The organism is Pantoea sp. GM_Pan_3 (assembly GCF_026541045.1).
GTDB classification, from domain to species: domain Bacteria; phylum Pseudomonadota; class Gammaproteobacteria; order Enterobacterales; family Enterobacteriaceae; genus Pantoea; species Pantoea anthophila.
The window spans coordinates 1-24125 of record NZ_JALNVA010000004.1; the positions used below are offsets into that span (position 1 = coordinate 1).

Consider the following 24125-nt stretch of genomic DNA (forward strand, 5'->3'; position numbering starts at 1 on the left):
ATGGCAGATAAAGACAATGAAAACAAAGCGTTGCTAGAACCTTTTCTGTCAGTGACCAAAAACAGTGGTGAAGTTATTCAGCTTCACCCCAATAAGAATAATACCGTTCAGCCGGTCGCCTTAATGCGTCTGGGACTGTTCGTGCCGACCCTGAAATCGACGGCTCGCGGTAAATCCGGTGCGATGGCCTCAACGGATGCGACTAAAGAGCTGAAGAACCTGACGCTGGTGAAAGCCGAAGGTTACGAAAAGATTACCATTACCGGCGCGCGGCTGGATATGGATAACGATTTCAAAACCTGGGCGGGCATCATTCAGTCGTTCTCCCGCTATCCCACCAAAGGCGATACCGTCACACTCCCCTTTATCGACTTTGTGAAGATGTGCGGCATTCCCTCGGCAAACTCTTCAGCCGCACTGCGTAAGCGCCTGGACGCGTCGTTACGCCGTATCGCGACCAATACCCTCTCCTTTGAAGGCAATGGCAAGGCGTATCACACCCACCTTGTTCAGTCTGCTTATTACGATCGCGAAAAGGATATCGTGCGTATTCAGGCTGACCCAAAGCTGTTCGAACTCTATAACTTTGATCATAAAGTCCTGCTTCAGCTGCGCGCGATATCCCGTCTGAAGCGCAAGGAGTCTGCTCAGGCGCTCTATACCTTCCTGGAGAGTCTGCCCACCAATCCGGCCCCTATCTCACTGGCACGCCTGCGCATGCGCCTGAATCTGGGCTCCAAGACCACGACGCAGAACCACGTGGTACGACGTGCGATGGAGCAGCTGAAAGAGATTGGCTATCTGGACTATTCAGAAGTAAAGCGTGGTCGCTCAGTCTTTTTCATTATCCACAGCCGTACGCCAAAGCTGGATGGCATCAGCAATCTGGAGAGTATCGACTCCCTGGATGACATCGAGTTTGATGACTAACGGCTCGCGTTCACTGTAATCAGCAGTCCGCGTGGCAGTGTCACTTTCCCGCTGCCTGTGGGAAGCGAGCCTCTCCTCACCATTCACTGTAATCAGTCACCACCACTCATTCACTGTATTCAGCAACGTTCACTGTAATCAGTAGCCTTTTACCTCTCAGAACGATACCAGCGATAATCCTTTTCCTGCAGGTTCTACCGTTTCAAGCCTTTAGAAGAAAGTGTGTACTCACATACATTTCTCGTCATCTTCTCTGCGCTGACGTTTACTGATTACAGTGAACGTTCCGGGCCGTCCTCTTATCCCCTGTTGCTGATTACAGTGAATGCAGCAATCTCTCCCTGCTTTAAAGCAGCGTGATGATGATGCACCGGTTCAGCGCGCTATGATCCTCTGCCGCCAGGGTCAGAACAGCGGGGTGGCGTTACTGATTACAGTGAACAGTAACAGTCTGAGGCTGTCGTCATACAGGGTGGCGGATTGCTGCGTTACCGCTACTGATTACAGTGAATATTTCTGACGCCTGCCTGAAGCTTGCATGCTGATCAGTAGACGATCGGAAGCATTGTACTGACTACAGTGAATGTTCTACTGATTACAGTGAATGCCTGGCTGTTAACGAACAATTCCTGCTCCTGTTTGCTGATTACAGTGAACGTTAGCAGGGAATCAGAGATACCCTGCAGTGACGTTGTCAGTTACTGCGTCAGGCAGGGCCCTGATTAATCCTTACAGCAGCCAAACCGGATCTGACATTTCTGCTGATTACAGTGAATGTCAGCCTGGACTTTGTTCAATTACCGACTACAGTGAATAGTAGCCCACAGTGGGCCGGCTGATTACAGTGAACGTTACCAGCCACACGCCGATAGTTATCCGCCGGTGAAGTGACAGTTTCACCTTTTATCTGCTGTTCAGCGTCATGTTTACCCTCCGTGAAGAAGGTCAGCAGACTATTGCTGATTACAGTGAATTTTTGCCCTGCCCTCTCTGCCTGATTGGCGTATACCATGCCATTACTGATTACAGTGAACATCAGACAGGCCATCGTCAGCAAACTGAACGCTACTGATTACAGTGAACGTTTTGATTTGTGCTGGCTGAGCCACGGAAGAGGCTTTTTCCCGCTAAAAGCAGATATCCGCAGGTTGCCCAATCCTGGTCTGGCGAACCATCCTGCCGATCGCTACCGGCATTGTGATTATGCTGCTGCTGATTACAGTGAATGTTTTCCGCTTATCTTCCTGTGCCTGCTGTTTTTCCCTCTTGTCTGTCATTGCAATCATCCACTGCTTACCCTTAAGCGGCTCACTCATTACAGTGAACGTTGTGCTGATTACAGCGAATGTTTCCGGTTCTGAGCGCGCGATATCGTTCCGCTCTGCTGCAATAGTGTGATGAAGCTCACTATAACCCGTGCTGTTACATAAAAACGCAGATTGTGTTGAGAAGATAATTTATTGCCTCATGTGCAGGATTTCTGTATAAAGTCGTAAATCCTACATATCTGGAGCAACTATGGCTAACGACGACAAGCAGGTGATGAAAGTTGCACAGCGTTCAGAACGCATGCTGCTCAGCCTCACCGAGCAGATTCAGGCGCAGAAGCAGGAACTGCATGAAAATACTTATTATCAGGTCTACGCCAAGGCGGCGTTAGCTAAGTTGCCTAAACTGACCCGAGCCAGCGTCGATTATGCCGTTAATGAGATGGAAGAGAGTGGCTATCAGTTTGATAAACGCGCCGCAGGGACGTCTGTTAAGTACGCCATGTCGATCCAGAATATTATCGATATTTATCATCATCGTGGCGTGCCAAAGTATCGCGACCGCCATGGTGAAGCCTACACCCTCTTTGTCGGCAATCTGAAGGGCGGCGTTTCCAAAACCGTTTCAACCGTCTCCCTTGCGCACGCGCTGCGCGCCCACCCCCATCTGCTGTTTGAAGACTTGCGTATCCTGGTTATTGATCTCGATCCGCAGTCCTCAGCCACGATGTTTCTGAACCACGAGCGCTCAGTGGGGCTGGTGGAGGCGACGGCTGCTCAGGCGATGCTGCAGAATGTCTCGCGGGATGAGCTGGTTAACGAATTTATCGTTCCTTCAATCATTCCCGGTGTAGATGTGCTGCCAGCCTCGATTGACGATGCCTTTATCGCTTCGCGCTGGGATGAGCTTTGCGCTGAGCATCTGCCACAGCAGAACGTTCATGCCGTGCTGTATGACAACGTTATCGCTAAGCTGAAAAAAGATTATGACTTCATCTTTGTCGACAGCGGGCCGCATCTGGATGCGTTTCTCAAGAACGCCATCGCGGCTTCTGATCTGCTGATGACGCCGGTTCCTCCGGCCCAGGTTGACTTTCACTCAACGCTTAAGTATCTGACTCGCCTGCCAGAACTGATCGCGATCATTGAAGATTCCGGCGCAACCTGCCGCTTACAGGGCAACATCGGCTTTATGTCCAAGCTCTCAAATAAAGCAGACCATAAACTCTGCCACAGCCTGGCAAAAGAGATTTTTGGTGGCGATATGCTTGATGCAGCCCTTCCCCGCCTGGATGGTTTTGAACGTTGTGGTGAATCCTTTGATACGGTCATTTCCGCGAACCCGTCGACTTACGTAGGCAGCAGCGAAGCCCTGAAAAATGCGCGCTCCGCCGCAGAGGATTTTGCAAAAGCCGTTTTCGACCGTATCGAATTTATTCGCCTGAACTGAGGTTTGTATGAGCGCAAAAAGAATCACGATTGGCAGAACCTTCAGCCAGACGCCACTGGAAAATGATGCACCTGACAGCCAGCACAGCCAGACTTTCGTGCTGGCAACCGGCAAGCGAGCGCAGTTTCGTTTTGAACGCATTGCCGCAGGCGATGTAGAAAGCAAAACCTTTGTCACGATGGAAACCAACGGACGCGATCAGGCAGGACTGACACCTGATTCCCTGCGTGACATTATCCGCACCATCAAACTGCAGCAGTTTTTTCCTGCGATTGGTGTGATGCGTGACGGACGCATTGAGATCCTTGACGGCTCACGTCGCCGTGCCGCTGCGCTTTACTGCAAGACCGGTTTAGATGTCCTGATAACCGAATCGCCTGTCACCGCCGATGAGGCGCGCAGACTGGCGCAGGATATTCAGACGGCCCGGGAGCATAACCTGCGTGAAGTGGGGATGCGTCTGCTGACGCTGAAGGATGGCGGATTATCACAAAAAGAGATTGCCGAAAATCAGGGGCTGTCTCAGGCAAAAGTTACGCGTGCGCTTCAGGCTGCCAGTGTCCCTGCCGATCTGATTTCGCTATTCCCTAATCAGGCTGAACTCACTTATCCGGACTATAAAGCGTTATTACAGGCAGCGGAGAAGCTGAACGAGTCAGGACAAAGCACAGAGGCGCTGATTGAAGCCATCTCGATGGAAATTGATGTAGTGTGCGCCCGCGAAGGTCTGGCGGAGGATGAGATTAAAAATCACATCCTGCGACTGATTCGTCAGGGAAGCCAGACGCTGATCAAGGAACCGGAGAAAGATAAAACGCACTCAGTGGCGCTCTGGTCATTTGCTGACAAAGATCGCTTTGCCCGCAAAAAGGTGCGTGGCCGGATGTTCAGCTATGAGTTTAACCGGCAGTCGAAAGAGTTGCAGGAAGAACTGGATAAAGTCATCGCCGAGACGCTAAAAAAATATCTCAACCGCTGAGTTCATGCTTTTCTCATCAGCCAGCCTTCGGGGCTGGCTTTTTTTATTGTTATCCCTGCATACGCCGTCTGACAGACGACTTAAAGCCGAATTTCAGGCTGAAATCGCCATGATTTCAGCGTGTGGATAATGATTAACCTGTTGAATAGAATGTATTTATTCATAAATTATCTGCTTTCAACCGTCATGAAATCGCCACGTCATCAGCCCTTTTGACGCACGCTTCGTCGCCGCCCGGTTTACGCTAAAGGTATACCCTTGCCTTTCTCTGCTTTACCTTTATTGCGCCGGTTCGGACCGCCTGGTCAGCGTAACGGCATACTGCTGTCGCTAAGGTGCTTCATTAGTGACCAGCCCGGCCAGACTGATTTTGAGTCGTCGTGCCTTAGCTCAGAATTATCCAGCGCCGCCAGGCGAACCTTCAGTAAAAGTGCGATTGTCTGCGTGATGGTTCTCACCTTAACCCATTGTATTTAATCTTTATGTACTGAGAATTTCAGCCTGAAATCGCCATTAGCGCCACTAACCCGTCACCAGCGTGGTGTTTACAAATGAGCAGAAAGGTGGAGAAACGAAGCCTGTCTGCTTCATAGCCTGGTGAAGCTCAGCCAGTATGAAAAGATACTCAGAAAATATCCCTCAGTTATCCACAGAAAAAGTGGATAACTTTTCTCTCCGGCAATAAGCCTGCTACTGTTTACAGTGAATCGGGAAGTCATCGGTTCCGGGTACTGCACCGACAGACTTTACGCCCTGCTTCCCACGGCTGTCCCTTTGCACTTACCGCCACACTTCGCCCCTGGACACTGGCGTCGAGAAGGTAGCGCAATCATCCGATCTGTTCATAACGATAGTGCGTCGATATTCCACCTGCACTGTCCACTGCAATCAGTAAAAGGACGTTCAGGTGTCATCCGGGGTTGTCAGGATCAGATCGGAAAATGCACATTTCTGCCAGCCAGCTGACGCGGTATCCGCCGGACAGCATCACCATGAGCGATGTCATCACACCGGCAGAGGGTTAGTCAGTCAGCGCGACTATCACGCTGATTAACCTGTTTAAAAGTCACGCTTTATAAAAAGTGCCTTGCCAGAGCTAACTCCAGAATACCGTCTACACTTCTTTACACAATTGGTGCGAATGTTCCATTTCTGGTCCGTATGAAATTTAATCAGGTGGGCCGCTTAACTTTTATGACAGGGATATGATGAATATTAATACTTCAGACTCGGGTGATAAGGGCGACCACGCGCCTGCCGATACGGTTCGCCAGCGTATTTTTCTGGTGGTGCTGGTGGCGACGATGGGTGCGCTGGCTTTTGGTTACGACACCGGCATTATCTCAGGTGCATTACCTTATATGACGTCCCCGCCTGCTCAGGGCGGGCTGGGGCTCAACTCCTTCACCGAAGGACTGGTCGCCTCTTCGCTGGTATTCGGGGCCGCGATCGGTTCTTTCCTCAGTGGTTTCTTCTCTGACCGCTTTGGTCGCCGTATTACGTTACGTTCACTGGCGGTGATTTTCGTGCTGGGTTCACTGGGTACGGCGCTGGCGCCTTCGGTCAACGTCATGGTGGCAATGCGCTTCCTGCTGGGGATCGCTGTCGGCGGAGGCTCGTCGACTGTGCCGGTGTTTATCGCCGAGATTGCCGGGCCGCGCCTGCGTGCGCCACTGGTCAGCCGTAACGAGTTGATGATTGTGACCGGGCAGCTGGTCGCCTACGTTGCCAGTACGCTGCTGAGCTATCTGCTGCATGATGAGCACCTGTGGCGCTATATGCTGGCGATTGCGATGGTGCCGGGGCTTCTGCTGTTTATCGGCACCTTCTTCGTGCCTGCATCGCCACACTGGCTGGTGGCGGAAGGCCGACTGAAAGAGGCGAAAAAGATCCTGAAGTACCTGCGTGAGACGCCGCGTGAGGTGCGCCATGAGATGGCGCAGATGAAGAAGCAGGCGAGGGCGGCAGAGCGGGGTCCGGACGCGAAAACCCTGATCCGTGAGAAATGGGTCATCCGGCTGATGATCATTGGCGTCGGTCTGGGCTTTGTCGCGCAGTTCACCGGCGTTAACGGGTTTATGTACTACACGCCTATTATCCTGAAGTCGACCGGTCTGGGCACCAGTGCCTCGATCGCCGCCACCATCGGTAATGGCGTGGTATCGGTACTGGCCACCTTTGTCGGCATCTGGGCTATCAGTCGCTTCCCGCGTCGCACCATGCTGATCACCGGACTTTGCCTGGTTGTCACCGCGCAGATTCTGCTGGGGAGCGTGCTGACCTTTATGAGCACCAGCCTGATGCAGAGCTATCTGGCGCTGGCCTGTATTCTGCTGTTCCTGTTCTGCATGCAGATGTGCATCTCGCCGGTCTACTGGCTGATGATGTCGGAGCTGTTCCCGATGCAGCTGCGTGGCGTCCTGACGGGCGGTGCAGTGTCACTTCAGTGGATTTTCAATGCGGTAGTCGCGTTTGGCTTCCCACCGATCATGGAATATGCCGGCAGCACTACCTTCTTTATCTTTGCCGCGATTAACGTCGGATCGCTTATCTTCGTGATGGCGATGGTGCCGGAAACGCGCGGAAAGAGTCTGGAAGAAATCGAATCGCACATGAAAGAGAAGTTTGGCGAAAAGCAGAAAGCGGCTGAAGCCTGATAATTCCACCCCCGGATTCGGCACACGCGCCGAATCCGGTTTTCCTCTCCGCATTCCCCTCAATCTGCCTTTTTCTTCCTCCGGCTGATGCGTCACCAGAATAAACGTTCACTGTAATCAGCATAGAGGTGTGGTCTGTTTTTATACCGCCTTGGCGATTTCAGGCTGAAATCGCCAGAAAACAACGCATTACTCTCCCGGTAGCTATTACAGAACCGGTCAGTCAGATGAAGCATGACCGCAGACAAAGATTGCCTGAGGCGCTGCGCTATACTCCCTTGTCATCTGCTCTGCACACCAATCGTAAGGGGTTCACCGCGCGGAGGGCTCAGAAAACGCTGCTGTTCTGATGCGCTTTTATTCAGAGAGTCTCAGGCGCTGAACGGGCCGTTCACTCACACTCCCGGCCATACAGTAACGGCAATGTGCCGTTCGCAGGGTTCGCTGTACATTCTGATTTTTCTGGAAAGGAACTATGACCCGGAAGCTGAAAACCATTTCCCGCAGGCTATGGCATGTCATCCTGGTGGCTGGGGGGCTGATACTTCTGTTACTGATTTTTCGTATCTATGAAGCAGAACGCGGACCTGAGCTACAGCGCTGGCATACCTGGGTTCCGCATGAGCTGACCGTTGAAGCGCTCGATAAGGCGAGCTATGCCGACTATCTCAGGGCAGAGAACCGGCTGTTCGATGAGATGAAGCAGCATGTCACTGACCAGCTCAGCGATGATGAGAAAACCCCGCTCAACCGCTACTCTGCCGACAGCATGATCTATCCGGGCCATTTTGCTCAGGACTGGAACCGCTCCTATATTCTGCACCCGACCGGCAAACCCCGTGGAAGCGTTGTCCTGTTGCATGGGCTGACCGACAGTCCCTATAGCCTGCGGCACGTTGCAGAAGTGTATCGTCAGCAGGGCTATGTGGCGGTCGCAATAAGGTTACCGGGTCACGGGACGGTGCCCGCAGGGCTGACCGATGTTGACTGGCAGGACTGGATGGCTGCGACACGTCTGGCGGTGAGAGAGGCGACGCGGCTGGCAGGCACGCAGACGCCTCTGCATCTGGTGGGATTCTCGAACGGCGGGGCACTGGCCGTAAAATATGCCCTCGACAGCCAGAATGATCCCACGCTGCGTCAGCCGCAGCAGCTGATTCTGTTATCGCCGATGATCGGCGTAACCCGTTTTGCCCGCTTCGCGGGCATGGCCGGTCTGCCCTCTGTGTTGCCGGCCTTTTCGAAAACGGCCTGGCTGAACATCGTGCCGGAGTTTAACCCGTTTAAATATAACTCCTTCCCGATACACGCAGCCCGCCAGACCTGGCTGCTGACGCAGGCGCTGCAGAAGGAGATTCAGCAGAATGCCCGTGACCAGCGATTGTCAGATTTCCCGCCGGTGCTGACCTTTCAGTCAGTGATGGACTCGACCGTGAGTACGCCTTCGGTCATCCGATCGCTCTATCACTACCTGCCGGAAAATGGCAGTCAGCTGGTGCTGTTTGATATCAATCAGGCGGTCAGCGTCAGTCCGTTATTCCGCCGCTCCTCCTACACCGCGGTCAGTCAGCTGTTGCCAGAGGCGCGTCGGGATTACGCCACGACCCTCATCACCAACGCATCACCCACCTCGCTCAAAATGGTGACCCGAAGCGTGCCTGCGGGAGAGACGCAGGAGAAGAGAGCGCCGCTGGCGATCGACTATCCTGCCGGCCTCTACTCTCTGTCACATGTCGCTATTCCGTTTCCGGCGGAGGATGGGCTTTATGGCAGTGCGCCTGAAAGGAAAAATGAATTCGGCATCAGTTTTGGCACGCTGTCGCTGCGCGGTGAAAGTGCCGTGCTGATCGTGGGGCTGGACTCGATTATGCGTGCAACCTCTAACCCGTTCTATCCTTACATGATCGCGCGCATCACGCATCACATTGACTGCAGTGACAGGCCCCCACTGGCAGCCTGCCTCAGTGACTTCTGAATGCAGCATCACAACCGGCCTGCGCGTGCAGGCCGGGATTTATAGCGTATTCAGTTTTGCCATCACCTCGTCTGACAGCACCAGGCTGCGGCTGGCGAGGTTCTCCTGCAGATGCGCGGGGGAGGAGGTGCCCGGTATCAGCAGAATATTGGGCGAACGTCGCAGCAGCCAGGCCAGGGCGACCTGCATAGGGGTGGCGTTCAGGGACGCAGCCACCTCATTAAGTTGCTCCGACTGCAGGGGAGAAAATCCGCCCAGTGGGAAGAAAGGCACCCAGGCGATGCCCTGCTGAGCAAGCTGATCCACCAGCTCATCATCCTGCCGATGCGCGAGGTTATACATGTTCTGTACGCAGACAATCGGCGTCATCGCCCTGGCCTCTGCGATCTGCGTAGCCGTGACATTACTCAGACCGATGTGGCGAATCAGCCCGCGCGCCTGCAACGCCAGCAGTGCCTCCAGTTGAGGGGCCAGAGAGCCCTCTTTGGGTTTAGCCGGATGCAGCATACTGCGCAGATTCACCACCTCAAGAACGTCCAGGCCCAGGTGGCGGAGATTATCTTCTACGGCCTGGGTCAGCGCCTCCGGCTCCATCGCCGCCTGCCAGCCGCCTCTGGCATCACGACGTGCCCCCACTTTGGTGACAATACAGAGATCCTCCGGATAGGGATGGAGCGCCTTCCTGATTAATTTGTTGGTTTCGTGCGGACCGTAAAAATCGCTGGTGTCGATGTGGTTGACGCCAGCCTCAATGGCGTCACGTAAAACCTGTATCGCGCGCGCTTCATCTTTAACCGGGCCAAACACGCCAGGCCCGGCCAGTTGCATAGCGCCATAGCCAAGACGGTTAACTTCGCGATCGCCTAACTTGAAAGTCATGGTGGTATCTGACATGAAAACCTCCTGCGTGGATGTCGATTAAGTGTAATGGTGATTCAGCGATCCGGCAGGTGTTCAGCTATACCAGCTGAGACCCTGTGGCACCCGCGAAAAACCGGCGTGGCGTAAAGCGTTAAGCAGGGGAGACTGGGTTACCGGTTTGCCATCTGCCCGCTCCAGCGTAAACATGGATGAATTTTCCCGTTGCAGCGCCGCACCCAGCGCCGCCACCGCCGCCTGTTGCCGTGCGGGATCGTCGGTAAAGGTCAGTAACTCTTTACCGCCGGGGGTCAGGTAGAGCAGCAGTGCGCCACCGGCAATCACCACGCGTCCGCCCGGACGACGGGTGGGGCGTGTACCGCTGCCATGAACCGGCCAGCTCAGCATCGCGCCAAACGGATTAGCCGGATCGGGTGCCGCCAGTACGACGGCGTCAGCCTCAGCGAGCAGGTTCTCTGCCAGCTTGCGCAGTCGTTCAATCGTCTGCTGATCGGCAAACTGTGCACCGCCCGCACCGTCGACAAAACGTCCGCGTAACAGCCGGCCGGCATCTTCCATACTGCGCAACACCGGCTGCAGAGCCGGAAACCCTCCCGGGACCTGTTCAGCGACCGCGCTGCCACGGGTGATCACGCCATAACGGTCAAGCAGGTTCTCCGCCAGCGACAGGGCCAGTTGGGCAGGCGCAACCGGCTGACGCGGAAGCCGCGACCAGCGTCCGGCCAGAGTGTTGACCGCCGGTCTGCGGGCCGTCAGCGCACCATGTGTAAAGCGCTGGCCAAAACGCGTGCGCAGAGTACGTGCCGGACGCGCACGGGATGCACCGGGTGTCGTGAGCAGGCCCCGCACCGCAATCCAGCTGTCTGCGGTGACATAACCCTGCCACACCAGTTGCCACAGCGCCTCACATAGGCTGTCAGACGGCAACTCTGCCTCCCCCTGCTGCGCCATGATCTCATGAACAAACCAGGAGCCACCCCGGCTGAGTGTGTCAATAACCTGCTGCTGCAGCGGCGTGACAGGCTGGGTGGTGTCAATGACCGGCAGCGTCTCTGCGGCACATTCCGTCAGGTGCAGCGAGATCAGCCCATCGTTGTGGCCCAGCGCCTTATGACCACACCAGATCACCTCGCCACGGCTGAGCAGTTCATCAAGCATGGCGGGTTGATAGTCGGCCACTCTGGCGCGCAGGATCTGCGACTCCCAGAGCGAGGCGGGTAACGGCACGCCGGCGAGCTGCTCAATGACCCGCAACACACCCTCGGCACCCTGCTGCTCCTGACGCCGTTCATTCAGCACGCCGTGGCGCTCCAGCAACAGAGTGACCCAGACAGCGGGCGGAACAGGGCGCGTGGCTTCACGTGCTGATTGCAGTGAACGCAGTCGCAGTCGCGAGAAGATATCGGCGGCAACCCACGCCGGTTCCGACTCGCCTGCTGCCGATCCCATATTCAGCAGGCTGCCCTGCTGAAGCAGGGTCAGCAGTACCTCATTCACCACGGCGACACCCAGACCATAGCGGGCTGCCAGTGACCGGGCGGTGAACAGCGTATGGGTGCGTGCATACTGGCCGATCAGATCATGCAGCGGGGCGGCGGGTGGTAACAGAAACGTCGCTGGCAGGTCATCAGGTAACGCTACCGCCAGCGCATCGCGCAGCCGGGCAGCATCTTCAATGACGGCCCAGCGATCTTCACCCGCGATAATGACCGGAATAATACGCCGCGCAGCCGCAAACTGCGTTAACGCCCCGGTAACCTGCTGTGCATCCCCGCTGAACCGTGCCCGTACCTCCGTTACGGAGAGCGGACCGAGATCGCGCAGCAGATCGATGATGCCTTCGGCGTGCTGTGCCTGATAGCGGGGATCACGGCGCTGTAACGCCTGTTCAACCCCGGCGACGACAGCGGGTTCCAGCAGGTCACGCTTGCGGGTCTGGCCAAGCAGTTCACCCAGCAGGTTGCTGTCGAGTGACAGCAGAGAGGCACGACGTTCCGCCTGAGGGGCATCGCTGGCATAGATAAATTCAGCGACATAACCGAACAGCAGCGGAGCGGCGAAAGGGGAGGGCTGTCCGGTGGTGACTTCGCTGAACTGCACCTCGCCCTGCGCTATCTGCTCCATTAAATAGTGCAGGGCTGGCAGGTCATAAACATCCTGCAGACATTCGCGTGCGGTCTCGATCAGGATCGGAAAGTCATCATGCGCGCTGGCAACCGCCAGCAACTGACCGGCGCGCAGCCGCTGCTGCCAGAGCGGGGAACGCTTGCCCGGATTGCGCCTGGGCAGCAGCAGCGCGCGCGAGGCACACTCACGAAAGCGGGCGGCGAACAGCGCAGAGTGACCCACACTCTCGGTAACGATCTGCGTGAGCCTGTCACTCCCGAAGACAAAAAATTCCGCGCCCGGAGGCTCCTCCTCGCTGGCGGGGAAGCGGGCGACGATGCCATCATCGCTGGCCGCCACAGAGGCATCCAGGCCCATCCGGTGCTCAATACGTGCGGCAATGGCCAGTGCCCAGGGAGCATTGACCCGCTTTCCCCACGGGGAATGGAGAATGACCCGCCAGTCACCCAGTTCATCACGGCAGCGTTCGATCAGCAGCGTGCGGTCGTCCGGGATGACGCCGGTTGCGGTGCGTTGATCCGCCAGCAGGGCCAGCAGATTGGTCACTGCATGGGGATTCAGGCCCAGCGACAGCAGCTGTTTCTCCGCCTCAGCCGGGGAGACGTTATTCAGCTGGCGCAGAAACAGCCCGAGGCTGGCTCCGGCATCGGCCGACCGGCCAACCCCTTCTCCCCGCCAGAAGGGCAAACGAGCCTGACGGCCCGGAGCAGGCACCACCACCACCTGGTCGTGCGTGATCTGCTGAATCCGCCAGGAGGAGGCGCCCAGAGTGATGATGTCATTGATGCGCGACTCATACACCATCTCTTCATCCAGCTCCCCGACGCGACGCGAGCCAGCCTGCTCTTCGCCTTCCGGCAGCATCACGCTGAACATGCCGCGATCGGGAATGGTGCCGCCACTGGTCACGGCCAGGTGCTGAGCGCCGGGACGCGCGCTCAGCAGACCGCTCTCTCGATCCCAGATCAGCTGTGGCCGTAGCTGCGCGAAACCCTCCGAGGGATATTTCCCGGCCAGCATATCCAGCGTGGCGTCAAACAGGCGGCGCGACAGCCCGCGAAACGGGTCGGCCCGGCAGACGAGGCTGTACCATGCATCAACCTGAAGGGCGTCCATGGCAACGGCTGCCAGCGTCTGCTGCGCCAGAATATCCAGCGGATTAGAGGGAGGGCTAAGCGCATCGAGCTGGCCGGTACGCATCGACTGTAAGGTGACAGCGGCATCCAGCAGATCGTGTCGCGTCCGGGGAAACAGGATGCCGGTTGACATGCCGCCAACCTGATGTCCGGCTCGCCCCACGCGCTGCAGAGCGCTGGCGACCGACAGCGGAGCGCCTACCTGAATCACCAGATCCACCGGCCCCATATCGATACCAAGTTCAAGGCTGGAGGTGGCGACCACGCAGCGCAGGCTGCCCTGCTTGAGTGCCGATTCGATCCCGGCGCGCTGCTCTTTGGAAACGGAACCGTGATGCGAGCGGGCGATAGGGTCAGCACGGCTGTCGCTGCTTGCGGTATCCGGATCTTCCGCCGCCTGCCTTTCAAAAAAACGCGCATTGAGACGGGCAGTGAGTTTTTCAGCCAGCCCTCGCGAATTAACAAACACCAGCGTGGCGCGATGGGCCATCACCTGCTGCAGAATGCGTGCTTCGATATGCGGCCAGATCGATCCGCTGGCTGACGGCGTTTCGCCGCTGAGGTCGCTGTCACTGGCGATGTCCGTCATATCCGGCACCGGCACCTCGATAGTCAGGTGCAGGGTGCGATCGGAGGAGGGGTTAACCACCTGGACGGGCTGGCTGCCACCCAGGAATGCAGCGATACGCTCAACCGGCCGCACCGTGGCGGAGAGCCCCACGCGCTGAGCGGGCCGCGGCAGCAGTGCATCCAGCCGCTCCAGACTCAGGGCGAGCTGAGAGCCGCGCTTCGAACCCGCTACAGCATGCACTTCATCAACAATAACCGTGGTGACACCCTGCAGCGTCGTGCGCGCTTTTGAGGTCAGCATCAGAAACAGCGATTCCGGGGTGGTGATCAGAATATCGGGTGGGCGGCGCAACAGCCGGGCGCGCTCTGCAGCTGGCGTATCGCCGGAACGCATTCCGACAGTCAGGGTGATCGCGGGCTCATCCAGCGCCTGCCGCTCAGCACAGACACCGGCAAGCGGAAGCGTCAGGTTGCGCTGCACATCCGCCGCCAGCGCTTTGACCGGCGAAATGTAGAGCACGCGGGTCGTGGTTTCACGTGAGGGGGCGGGCTGTTCTGCCCGGACCTGAAACAGCGCATCGATGGCGGTCATAAAGGCGGCCAGCGTTTTTCCTGAGCCGGTAGGGGCAATCACCAGCGCATGCGCTCCGCTGGCGATGGCCTGCCATGCCGCCTGCTGTACCGGGGTCGGGGCCTTAAAGGCGGCAGAAAACCAGCGCCGGGTTGCAGGGGAAAAGCGGTCTAGGACCGGAAGGGATTGGGATTTCGGCATCATTCTCACGGTATCGCACAGCAACTGCACCAGACATTAATGCGTTGAGTGTAAGTGAAAATCGCCGATTGTGGATGACGCGGCTGCTAACCGGCCGCGTCATCCAGGGATCAGGAACCGGCTGCGCCCGCCAGCGCACGGCCTCTTACTGCCAGCAGCGACACCATCGCCAGCACCAGGATGGTCATCCCGTAGCACCAGGCCGTCCGGGTCAGTCCGAGATGCGGCGCGACAATACCGGCGGCAATTGCGGGCAGGGCAAACGCGAGATAACTTTTGATCAGAAAGGCGGAGAAGAGGCCCGCGCGTTCATGACTTTCCGCTAACTGCATGATGATCTTCAGCACGTTAGCGAAAATAGAACCAAACCCCTGGCCCGCGAGGGCGGTGCCGATATAAAGCCAGGCCACACTATGCAGCGAAAGGCCGGTCAGCGTCACGCTCACGCCGGTCATCAGCATCAGCGTCCCGATGACCAGTGCGCGGGCGGGCGGCAGCGGACGAAAGAGAAAGACCGCTGCCGTTGCGCTCAGCATCAGCGTCGCAACAACCGAGCCGCCGATGAAGGGCGAGGTGAGTCCGGTGGCGTTTGCCACCATCGTGGGCATCAGAGAGAGGTAGAAACCGCCGAGCATCCAGGTGGCGATATTCACCGGTGCCACTTTTAACAACGGGCCGAGCGCACGGCGCGGTATGCTGACCTGAGGGCGCAGAGCGGCCAGCACGCCCGGCTGAGGCGAAATGGTTTCAGGGATAAGCGGCAGCAGTGCCATGGCAATCAGCATCAGTAACAACAGGAGTGCATACAGCGTTACGGTAGGATAGGGGGCCAGACTCACCAGAATGCCGCCCGCGAGGGTGCCCAGCGTCATCCCCAGGAACGCGGTAAACGAGTTGAGCAGCGGCCCGCGTGTTTTGCTGGCATCCAGCAGGCTGGCACCGAATGTCGGTAACGCAATTCCCGTGGCAAACCCCTGCACCAGACGGGCTGCAATCAGGGTTGCCGCCGACCCGGCGGTCATAAAGATCACCAGGGCAATGGCGTTGAGCGCCAGCGCCAGCAACATCAGCGGACGTCGCCCGGTATAGTCGGACACTTTCCCTACCGTCAGCAGCGCCGCCAGCAGCGCGAAAGCATAGGCACCAAAAATCAGCGTCAGCATCGTCGGCGTCAGGTGAAAAAGAGTCCGGTAAAGGGGATAGAGCGGTGTGGGCGCACTGCTGGTGGCGGAGATCAGCGCGGCGCTGGTAAAGCTGAAGATCGTGGTGCGGGTTGCGGCCTGAGGCGTCAGAGCATGGGTCATGATAAGTCCCTTAATGCAAAATATTAGCTTTAAAAGAGGTATACGCCTGCTCAGAGCTTAATGCAATATCTTTGCTTTAACGAATCCTGCTGTCTGAATGATGCGCCTCTCCGGCGCGTTGATCATCTGACGCTGAGACGGCCAGAGGCGGGTGAAATGTCATTAAATCAGACTGAGTAAGAATCTCAGAAATCGGGTTTAAGGAGGCCTGAACATGAAAATAGCGGAGATCGATCATATCCATTTGTACGTTGAAGATATTGCACAGGCCGAGCAGTGGTATAACGCAGTGCTGGGCTTTTCACGCGATGTTTCGCTCGCTTTCTGGGCTGAACAGGGTGGGCCGCGGGTTATCAGGAATAACAGAGCATCACTCTCTCTCTTCCTCAGAACCACCCAGCCTCCCGGCCATACCGTCGCGTTCAGCGTGGCCGCCCCGGCGTTCGGCACGCTGATTCCCGTCCTGAGAGAGAACAGCATCCCGTTCAGCATCAGTGACCATGAGGTGTCGATGTCGGTCTATTTCAACGATCCCAGCGAAAATAAGATTGAAGTCACCTCTTACGACTACAGCCAGGCAAAGAGCATTCTGGCGCGCTTCGCCTGACGCTATCTCTTCCTGCTCTCAGCAATGAGCCTGCTGATCCCTGAAAAGCGATCGGCAGGCACGAAGGATCAATAGAGCGAATTCTTCAGGCGTTCTGGCAGCGCTTTGTCATAAGCGTCACCATCAATTTCCGCAATGTGCCGGAGAATGGAGCCGGTGCTGGGCAGGCTCTGCCGCGGGATCTGCGTTGTCACATCCCAGAGTCCGGCGCGGAGAATCGCCCGGCTGCACTGAAAGAAAACAGTGTCGACGGCGATACGCAGCACCGTTTTTGGCGGCTGGTTGTTGACGGCAAAACGTTCCAGCAGCGCTGGATCGGTGCTGATTGCGGCAGTGCCGTTTACCCGCAACGTCTCGCCAATACCGGGGATCAGAAACAGCAGCGCTACCCGATTGTCATGCAGAATATTGCGCAGACTGTCGATGCGGTTGTTGCCGCGCCGGTCTGGCAGCAGAAGTGTTCTGTCATCCTCGATGTCGATAAATCCGGCCGGATCGCCGCGCGGTGACACATCCAGCCCGTCAGGTCCCGATGTGGCCAGGGCAACAAACGGCGAAGCGTCGATAAACGGACGATAGGCGGGGTGGATATGATCCGTCACCTTAGCGATCGACGGCCGGGCTACCGTGCCGTAAAGACGTTCTAGTTCAGTAAGTTCAGTGATGACGCTGCTCTGTTCCGTCATGTTGCTCCATCCTCCTCATCAGTCAGAATGTCCATGATGCCGTGGCGACACGCCAACGTCCGGGCGCGTCAGATGAAACAGAAATTTAACACTAATAACCGCAGCGTCAGAACAGCTATGTTGTCATTTGTGATACCGGCCCGTCTGTAAAGCGCTGAAGGCATTCCGCTGCTCTCTCCTGAGAGGAGGCTGACCTGCGCGGTGTTGGTTACCAAAGACATTGCTGATATAAAAGTAAGCCGCGGCGTATTCCGTCCCCACAAGGAGCAGAAAATGTATTGGGAATCAGAGCGGTTGCTCTACAGATTTACCCGCCAGGAAGATATTGACGACCTCTTCAGAATCTACAGCGACCCTGAAACACACAGATTTAATCCGCGCGGCCCCTGGCCCGATAGATCGTATGCTCTGCAGTCCATGGAGCGCATCCTGCAGGGGTACCGGGAACAGGGGTTTGGCGACTGGACGATATTTGAAAAAGCGAACCCGGAAAAAATTATCGGCTTTGGCGGCGTCTTCAGAAGCCAGTTCGATGGCCGTCAGACCAATAATCTCGGCTATCGTTTTGAGCCAGCCGCCTGGGGAAAAGGTTATGCCACCGAACTCTCCCGCCGGGCCATACGTTATGGCTTTGAAGAAGCTGAACTCAGCGTCATTACGGGTGTGGTGCGCGAAAATCATCTCGCTTCGCGACGGGTGCTGGAGAAGGCCGGATTAACCTTCCTGAAAAAGGTCAACGATCTGGAGGGCTTCTCGCCGAGCCTGATGTTTACCCTGACCCGCAGCGACTGGCTCAGGGCAGGCAACGCGCCTTCCTCTCCCGGTAGCACGCTTTAACGCCTGTAAAATTTCAGATGCGGTACACTGCGATAATCCGTTAATGCAATTTCGTTGCTTTAATTTTACATCTGAAGCTGATGAGCCAGGAGGAAAAGATGGCGAGGGAGATGGTCCGACAGGGCGGGCGCAGTGCGCGTATTCAGGCGGAAGTGCACAACACCGTGAACCGGCTGCTTGAGACACTTGACCGCTCCGCGATTACGGTGCCGATGATAGCCGAACAGGCAGGCGTGACGCCCTCCACGATTTACCGGCGCTGGGGCGATCTGACGCAGCTGCTGGCCGACGTGGCAGTGGCGCGGATGCGGCCCATTGCTGAGCCGGAAGATACCGGGTCGATGACCGGCGATCTTACCCTGTTTATCCAGCAGTATGCGGAAGAGATGTCGTCAAAAGTCGGCCGCGACATGCTGGCCGACGTGATGAACAGTCATGCGGAGGAGGCCAGCCAGAAATGTTGCGGGTTTACCTATCAGCATCTCGAAACCCTGCACAACCGTGCTGTCGCGCGTGGCGAAGCGGGCTTTGACATCGATCGCGTCATGGATGTGGTGGTGGCGCCCGTCATGTACCATATTCTGTTCGGCGATCGTGACGTCTCTGCGGAGTACTGTGCTTCACTGATTACGCGGGCATTCTGACGGCGGGTCAGCGCTGAACAAACGGCAGAGCAGCTTCAGCGATCAGCTGCTGCAACAGCGTGCGCGCCGGATCTTCGCCCCGATCTGCGCGGGCGAGCGCGATGCCCAGTGTGCCAGGCGGAGGCAGCCGCTGTGATTCCGTCACCAGCCTGTCGGGCATACCGGCGCGGGTGCGGAGCGTCACGCCAAGACCGGCCTGCAACGCTGCCCAGATCCCGCTAAGACTGTGACTGGTAAATACCACCCGCCACGGAATAGCGGCTGCGTCCAGCGCGTCGATGGCTCGCGAACGCATCACACACGGCGCATCAAACACCACCAGCGGCAAAGGCTCGTCGCGCTGTAACATGCCCGCCAGGTCAACGTCCGGATGGTAAATCCAGGCTAACGGACACTGACCGATCAGCGGCGTGCCAGCCTGCGGTTCCGCCTGCCAGAGCAGGGCAAGATCCAGTTCATGACGCGCCAGCGCCGTAAGCAGTGGCAGATTTCTGTCGACGCGGGCGGTCAGCATCACCTCCGGGTGCTGCCGGTTAAAGGCGCCCAGAATCGCAGGCATCAGCGCCTCGCCAAAATCCTCCTGCATACCGATGCGTATTTCACCCTGCAATGCTTCGCCTCGCACGGCCCGCAAGGTTTCATCATTCAGTGACAGCAGGCGTCTGGCGTAGCTCATCAGCTGCTCACCGCTGCGGGTCAGCTGCAGGTGTCGCCCTTTTTTCATCACCAGTGCTGTTCCGCATTGCTGCTCCAGTTTTTTAAGCTGTGCGCTGATGGCGGACGTCGATCGGCACAGGTGCTGCGCCGCGGAGGCAAAACTGCCTGCGTCAATGCCCGCCACGAAACTGCGCAGCGCATCCATATCGAGACACTCGGGCACTTTATTCATGACTGTCCTGTTAACGTGGATGGTAAGTGCGGATTAATTTGATTTTCAGGATGATATCCTCAGGCGACACTCTCGCTGACAACACAGGAGAGCGCAATGAAAAATTCACTGGATCGGGAAACCCTGGCGCAGCGCGCGCCAAAACTGGCTGAACTGACGCAGCAGGTGCTGTTTGGGGATATCTGGCAGCGCGGCGTGCTGTCTCCGCGAGAGCGCAGCCTGCTGACGCTGGCCACGCTGACGGCGCTGGGACGTGTGCAGCAGTTGCCCTGGCACCTCGATTTCGCCCGGCAAAACGGGCTGTCGCAGGAGGAACTGATTGAGAGCTTCACCCATCTGGCCTTTTATGCCGGCTGGCCCGCCGCGGTTACCGCCCTGAGCTATCTGGAGGAGAATGCCTGATGCCATTTACCCGGATTACCTTAGGTGAGGGTTACAGCGACACCGCGCTGACGCAACTCTCCATCCTCCTTCAACAGGCGCTGGTTGCAGAATTTGATGTGCCTGAACGTGACTGCTTTCAGGTGACAGAAAGGCTGCCAGCCAGTCAGCGGGTCTTTGACCGGCACTACCTGAGCGGCGGACGGAGTGACAGGTTTGTGCTGTTTCAGGTGTTGGCGGGCAGGCCACGCACCCGGCATCAGAAGCAGAGCTTTTATCGCGCGCTCTGCACGGCGCTTCAGGCGGAGATGGCCATCGACCCTGACGATGTGATGATCATTCTTCAGTTCAACAGCACCGAGGAGTGGAGCTTTAGCGGTGGCCGGATGCTGGCAGAGGAGGAGGCGCGATGATTGCGATGCACTACCGGTTTACCCTGCCAGCGGATTATGACATGGCGATCATCAAAGAGCGCATCAGACAGAATGGCGCCCGGCTGGATGGATTTCCGGGGCTGGTAGCAAAGGCATTTCTTTACAGCTGTGAGAGTGAAGGCACGCTGCATGAAAACCGCTATGCACCGCTCTATTTCTGGCAGGAGGCCAGTGCGATGCAGCGCTTCCTGCAAAGTCCCGGTTTTGCCACTCTGGTCAGTGACTTTGGCTGGCCGATCATCGAAAGCTGGCTGGCGTTAGAGGGGCACTCTGTGGTCAGGCATCTGACCGACGCGCGGTTTATGACGCTGAAGCGCTGGACGATCGCTCCCCACTCCGACCTGGCGGCACTGCCGGTCAGGGGAGACTTTAATGCCTGGGACATCAGCCGCTGGCAGGGCGTGGAGATCTCGGCCAGCGTTCAGCCACCAGCAGACGGGCAGGAGAGTTATCGCATTGGCTATCTCGCACGCGGTGCTGTCGCGGCAGAGATGTTGCTTTAGCGAGAAAGAGCGATCAGCGCTTTAATAATTCCTGACAGGCCGCGCTGTCTTCTGCGGCGCGCTGTTTTGCATCAGGCGTCAGCTGTTGCCAGCGACCGATCACGCGGCTGCCCAGCGCGGGTTTATAACTGTTTTTCTGCAGCGCATAGTCAGAATTACTGCCCTCGATTACCTTTTGCATCTGCGGCGCCAGCTGCTGTTCATCTTGATGACTGATGGCGCAGAACACGGCGATGTAATAGGCCGTCTCTTCATCACTCTCATGCGGCATCAGCCACCAGGCCGCGGCGGCCAGAATCAGCAGGAGGGGAAGAATGAATTTGAGTTTTGTCATGTCAGTCACGCGTTGGGTGAAAATCAGTCTGCCGGATAGGGCAGGACGCAGGCCGCGTATCCTGCCACAGAGTCTGCGCACGGGTCACGCCGTTCGGCAAAATTTATGTCTGGCCTGCTGAGTATCGTACCTGCGCCTGCGAGCGCAAAAGGTCATGTTCACAGTGAACGGCACCCTGGCATTGCCAGACATTTTTACTTCACCGCTTCGCCGGGAAACGCCAGCAGTAAGCTTTTCAGCAGCCTTTCCAGCTCAGCGCGATCTTTCGCTGTCAGCGGTGCCAGCACGGCCTCCTGCGTGGCGGTGTGGATCGCCAGTGCGCGTTCAATCTGCTGCAGCCCGTGGGGTGTCAGTCCGACCAGCAGGCTACGCTTATCCCCTGCGGCAGCCACACGCTCAATCAGATTCTGCTGTTCCAGCCGGTTCAGACGATTCGTCATCGCCCCGGAGGTGACCAGCAGGGACTGATAGAGTTGGGTTGGCGACAGACGCCAGGGTGAACCCGCCCGGCGCAGGGTAGCCAGCACATCAAATTCACCTTCCTGAAAGCCAAAAGGCGCCAGCGCCTGACTGCGCGCCTTCGCCAGATGTTTCATCAGACGCAGCATCCTGCCGAAAATCTGCATAGAAGAGGCGTCGAGTTCGGGCATCGCGCTGTCCCACTGGCTGACAACGAAATCAATATGGTCCTGCATGAATCACCTGTAGTTGCTGAGGTTATGTTGTCGGGTTGTGCGCTACGGCTTAACACCGGCCATAATTTATCTTAACGTTAAGATAAATCATGGCGGCCTGCGGCTGTCATTGTGAATCCTCTCAGGGCCTCAATGATGAAAAATACAACACTGTTCCCCATTTTGTTTGCCGCCATTGCCTTTCTTATCGGACTCAACCTGCGACCGATGCTGGCTATTATCGGTCCGCTGTTTCCGGCGTTGCAACTGCAGGCCGGGCTGTCAGCGACGACCTTCAGTCTGCTGACCACGTTGCCCGTGGCGATGATGGGGGTGGCTGCGCTCTCCGGTCCCTGGCTGATCGCCCGGCTCGGGCCGGTATCGGGCATCGCCGCCGGTTTACTCTGTCTGGCGGTGGCCTGCCTGTGGCGGGGTTTTAGCCTGAGTGTACCTCAGCTGATCTTTACCGCGCTGGCGGGCGGGGCAGGGATTGGTGTGATTCAGGCGCTGATGCCGGCGCTGATCCGGCAACGCTTTGCTGACGCTGCAACAACGCTGATGGCGCTATTCAGCACCGGCATCATGGCGGGGGCGGCGCTGACCGCCGCGACTGCCGAACCGCTCTATTCCTGGCTTGGTTTGCAGCCTGCGCTGGCGCTCTCCGGCGGCATGGCGCTGGTGACGCTGCTCATCTGGCTGGGGGTTGTCAGGCGTGCGCCGCAAACGAGTGTGGGGGCGACAAAACCCGGACACCTGCCTGTCAGGCGGATCGGGCTGCTGACGATCTTTTTCGGTATTGGCACTGCGGCCTATACGCTGGTGCTGGCCTGGCTGCCTCCCTTTTATATTCAGCAGGGCTGGAGTGCGCGTCACAGTGGCTATCTGCTCGCCATCCTGACATTAACCGAAGTGGCCGCAGGCTTCATCGTGTCGGCAACGTTACATCGCTTTCCCGATCGCCGACCGCTGCTGCTCGGTGTGCTGGCCCTGCTGCTGGCAGGACTGCTGACTCTGGTGTTCTGTCCGGACTGGTTGCCGCTGATCCCGACGCTGCTGCTGGGAGCGGGTATCGGTGCGCTCTTCCCGCTGTCGCTGGTTGTTACGCTGGATCATGCCCGTGACGCCAGAGAGGCGGCTATTCTGCTGTCACGTGTGCAGGGGGGCGGATATCTGATAGCGGCCCTGATGCCGCTTGTGGCGGGCGGGGTGCGCGACAGCGGCGCATCGCTCTCCCTGGCGTGGCTGATCATGAGCGCGGGCGTCGTGATGCTGATGATCATGGCCTGGCGTTTCAGGCCGCTGAATGCTGCATCTGAACAAACCGATTGCTGAACCCCGCCGATCTGGCATGCTGAGTTTTCATCCCTGAATCTGGAGAGCATCGTGAAAGTCATCGGTCTGTTAGGCGGCATGTCGTGGGAATCTACCGCGCTCTATTACCGCATACTCAATCAGCAGGTTAAAGAACGGCTGGGCGGCCTGCACTCGGCGGAGCTGGTGCTCTACAGCGTCGATTTTCAGCGCATTGAGCAGCTGCAGGCGGCGGGAGAATGGCAGCAGGCGGGTGAGATACTGGCCGACGCGGCGCGCAATCTGGAACGGGCCGGTGCGCAATTCATCGTACTCTGTACCAACACCATGCATAAAGTGGCTGCGCAAATCAGTGCGGCAACAACGATACCGCTGCTCCATATCGCCGACGCCACGGGACGCCGTATCCGGCAGGCGGGATTACGTAAGGTCGGTTTACTGGCGACACGATTTACCATGGAGCAGGCCTTCTATCGCGGGCGGCTTCAGGAACAATTCGATCTGACGGTGATCACGCCGGATGAAGAGGATCGTCACTTTGTCCATGAGGTTATTTACCACGAGCTCTGTCTGGGCGAGATCAATCCCGCTTCGCGTCGCCGTTACAGAGAGATCATGGCGCGGCTGGTCGGGCAGGGGGCGGAGGCCATTATTCTGGGCTGTACCGAAATCACCCTGCTGGTGGATGCCACCGATGCCAGCGTCCCGCTGTTCGATACTACGCTCATCCATGCCGAAGAGGCGGTCATTCAGGCACTGGCCTGACGTCAGCGAGGAA

21 protein-coding genes are annotated in these 24125 nt (G+C 57.4%); 14 read left to right on the top strand and 7 right to left on the bottom strand.

The window, feature by feature from the left end; all coding sequences use genetic code 11:
* The 6 genes from OXR04_RS12690 (at position 1) to OXR04_RS12715 (ending at position 9259) form a co-directional block, all read left to right on the top strand.
* Complete coding sequence (locus OXR04_RS12690) at positions 1–930, top strand: RepB family plasmid replication initiator protein (protein WP_009092744.1); 930 nt, start codon at positions 1–3, stop codon at positions 928–930.
* A gap of 1010 nt (positions 931–1940) precedes the next feature.
* On the top strand, positions 1941–2291 hold the full coding sequence (locus tag OXR04_RS12695) for a hypothetical protein (protein ID WP_267370571.1): 351 nt from the start codon (positions 1941–1943) through the stop codon (positions 2289–2291).
* Positions 2292–2448: 157 nt separating this feature from the next.
* Positions 2449–3648, top strand: a complete 1200-nt coding sequence (locus tag OXR04_RS12700; protein ID WP_009092746.1) for an AAA family ATPase — start codon at positions 2449–2451, stop codon at positions 3646–3648.
* Positions 3649–3655: 7 nt separating this feature from the next.
* Positions 3656–4627, top strand: a complete 972-nt coding sequence (locus OXR04_RS12705; RefSeq protein WP_140029285.1) for a ParB family protein — start codon at positions 3656–3658, stop codon at positions 4625–4627.
* Between the two features lie 1208 nt (positions 4628–5835).
* On the top strand, positions 5836–7284 hold the full coding sequence (locus OXR04_RS12710; protein ID WP_267371282.1) for a sugar porter family MFS transporter: 1449 nt from the start codon (positions 5836–5838) through the stop codon (positions 7282–7284).
* Between the two features lie 475 nt (positions 7285–7759).
* A complete protein-coding gene (locus tag OXR04_RS12715; RefSeq protein ID WP_267370577.1) occupies positions 7760–9259 on the top strand; it encodes an alpha/beta hydrolase in 1500 nt (499 codons plus the stop codon).
* 39 nt (positions 9260–9298) lie between these two features.
* Here the strand turns inward: OXR04_RS12715 and OXR04_RS12720 are convergent, their stop codons facing one another.
* From OXR04_RS12720 to OXR04_RS12730, 3 genes are all read right to left on the bottom strand, one after another.
* A complete protein-coding gene (locus tag OXR04_RS12720) occupies positions 9299–10153 on the bottom strand; it encodes an aldo/keto reductase family oxidoreductase (RefSeq protein WP_154928918.1) in 855 nt (284 codons plus the stop codon).
* Between the two features lie 60 nt (positions 10154–10213).
* A complete protein-coding gene (locus tag OXR04_RS12725; RefSeq protein ID WP_267371285.1) occupies positions 10214–14743 on the bottom strand; it encodes an ATP-dependent helicase in 4530 nt (1509 codons plus the stop codon).
* Positions 14744–14853: 110 nt separating this feature from the next.
* Positions 14854–16047: an MFS transporter gene (locus tag OXR04_RS12730; protein WP_267370581.1), complete on the bottom strand. Its 1194-nt coding sequence runs from the start codon at positions 16045–16047 to the stop codon at positions 14854–14856.
* A gap of 214 nt (positions 16048–16261) precedes the next feature.
* On the opposite strand from OXR04_RS12730, the gene OXR04_RS12735 reads away from it, so the two are divergent.
* A complete protein-coding gene (locus OXR04_RS12735) occupies positions 16262–16654 on the top strand; it encodes a VOC family protein (protein WP_267370584.1) in 393 nt (130 codons plus the stop codon).
* 68 nt (positions 16655–16722) lie between these two features.
* On the opposite strand, the gene OXR04_RS12740 is transcribed toward OXR04_RS12735, so the two are convergent.
* Entirely contained in the window at positions 16723–17340 is a 618-nt protein-coding gene (locus OXR04_RS12740; RefSeq protein WP_267370586.1) for a pyridoxamine 5'-phosphate oxidase family protein, read from the bottom strand.
* Positions 17341–17613: 273 nt separating this feature from the next.
* Here OXR04_RS12740 and OXR04_RS12745 point away from each other — a divergent pair, with 273 nt between their 5' ends.
* Positions 17614–18177, top strand: a complete 564-nt coding sequence (locus OXR04_RS12745; RefSeq protein ID WP_046102828.1) for a GNAT family N-acetyltransferase — start codon at positions 17614–17616, stop codon at positions 18175–18177.
* 98 nt (positions 18178–18275) lie between these two features.
* On the top strand, positions 18276–18821 hold the full coding sequence (locus OXR04_RS12750; protein WP_009092756.1) for a TetR/AcrR family transcriptional regulator: 546 nt from the start codon (positions 18276–18278) through the stop codon (positions 18819–18821).
* Between the two features lie 7 nt (positions 18822–18828).
* On the opposite strand, the gene OXR04_RS12755 is transcribed toward OXR04_RS12750, so the two are convergent.
* Positions 18829–19710 (bottom strand): LysR substrate-binding domain-containing protein, encoded by an 882-nt coding sequence (locus OXR04_RS12755; RefSeq protein ID WP_267370590.1) that lies wholly within the window; start codon positions 19708–19710, stop codon positions 18829–18831.
* 96 nt (positions 19711–19806) lie between these two features.
* Between OXR04_RS12755 and OXR04_RS12760 the strand changes: the two genes are divergently transcribed.
* From OXR04_RS12760 to OXR04_RS12770, 3 genes are read left to right on the top strand one after another with little or no spacing between them, the layout of a single operon-like run.
* Positions 19807–20112, top strand: coding sequence for a carboxymuconolactone decarboxylase family protein (locus OXR04_RS12760; RefSeq protein ID WP_046102826.1), 306 nt, complete (start codon positions 19807–19809; stop codon positions 20110–20112).
* On the top strand, positions 20112–20504 hold the full coding sequence (locus OXR04_RS12765; protein ID WP_267370593.1) for a tautomerase family protein: 393 nt from the start codon (positions 20112–20114) through the stop codon (positions 20502–20504). The genes OXR04_RS12760 and OXR04_RS12765 overlap by 1 nt, the downstream gene beginning before the upstream one ends.
* The gene (locus OXR04_RS12770; protein ID WP_267370595.1) at positions 20501–21028 is read left to right on the top strand and encodes a DUF4865 family protein; all 528 of its coding nucleotides are present in this window, start codon (positions 20501–20503) and stop codon (positions 21026–21028) included. The genes OXR04_RS12765 and OXR04_RS12770 overlap by 4 nt, the downstream gene beginning before the upstream one ends.
* Before the next feature lie 13 nt (positions 21029–21041).
* Here the strand turns inward: OXR04_RS12770 and OXR04_RS12775 are convergent, their stop codons facing one another.
* Both OXR04_RS12775 and OXR04_RS12780 read right to left on the bottom strand, forming a co-directional pair.
* Entirely contained in the window at positions 21042–21362 is a 321-nt protein-coding gene (locus OXR04_RS12775) for a hypothetical protein (protein WP_267370598.1), read from the bottom strand.
* Positions 21363–21556: 194 nt separating this feature from the next.
* On the bottom strand, positions 21557–22057 hold the full coding sequence (locus OXR04_RS12780) for a MarR family transcriptional regulator (protein WP_267370600.1): 501 nt from the start codon (positions 22055–22057) through the stop codon (positions 21557–21559).
* Positions 22058–22192: 135 nt separating this feature from the next.
* On the opposite strand from OXR04_RS12780, the gene OXR04_RS12785 reads away from it, so the two are divergent.
* Both OXR04_RS12785 and OXR04_RS12790 read left to right on the top strand, forming a co-directional pair.
* A complete protein-coding gene (locus OXR04_RS12785; RefSeq protein ID WP_267371288.1) occupies positions 22193–23368 on the top strand; it encodes an MFS transporter in 1176 nt (391 codons plus the stop codon).
* A 51-nt stretch (positions 23369–23419) separates the two neighbouring features.
* Positions 23420–24112: an aspartate/glutamate racemase family protein gene (locus tag OXR04_RS12790; protein WP_009092763.1), complete on the top strand. Its 693-nt coding sequence runs from the start codon at positions 23420–23422 to the stop codon at positions 24110–24112.
* Positions 24113–24125 lie beyond the last annotated feature (13 nt).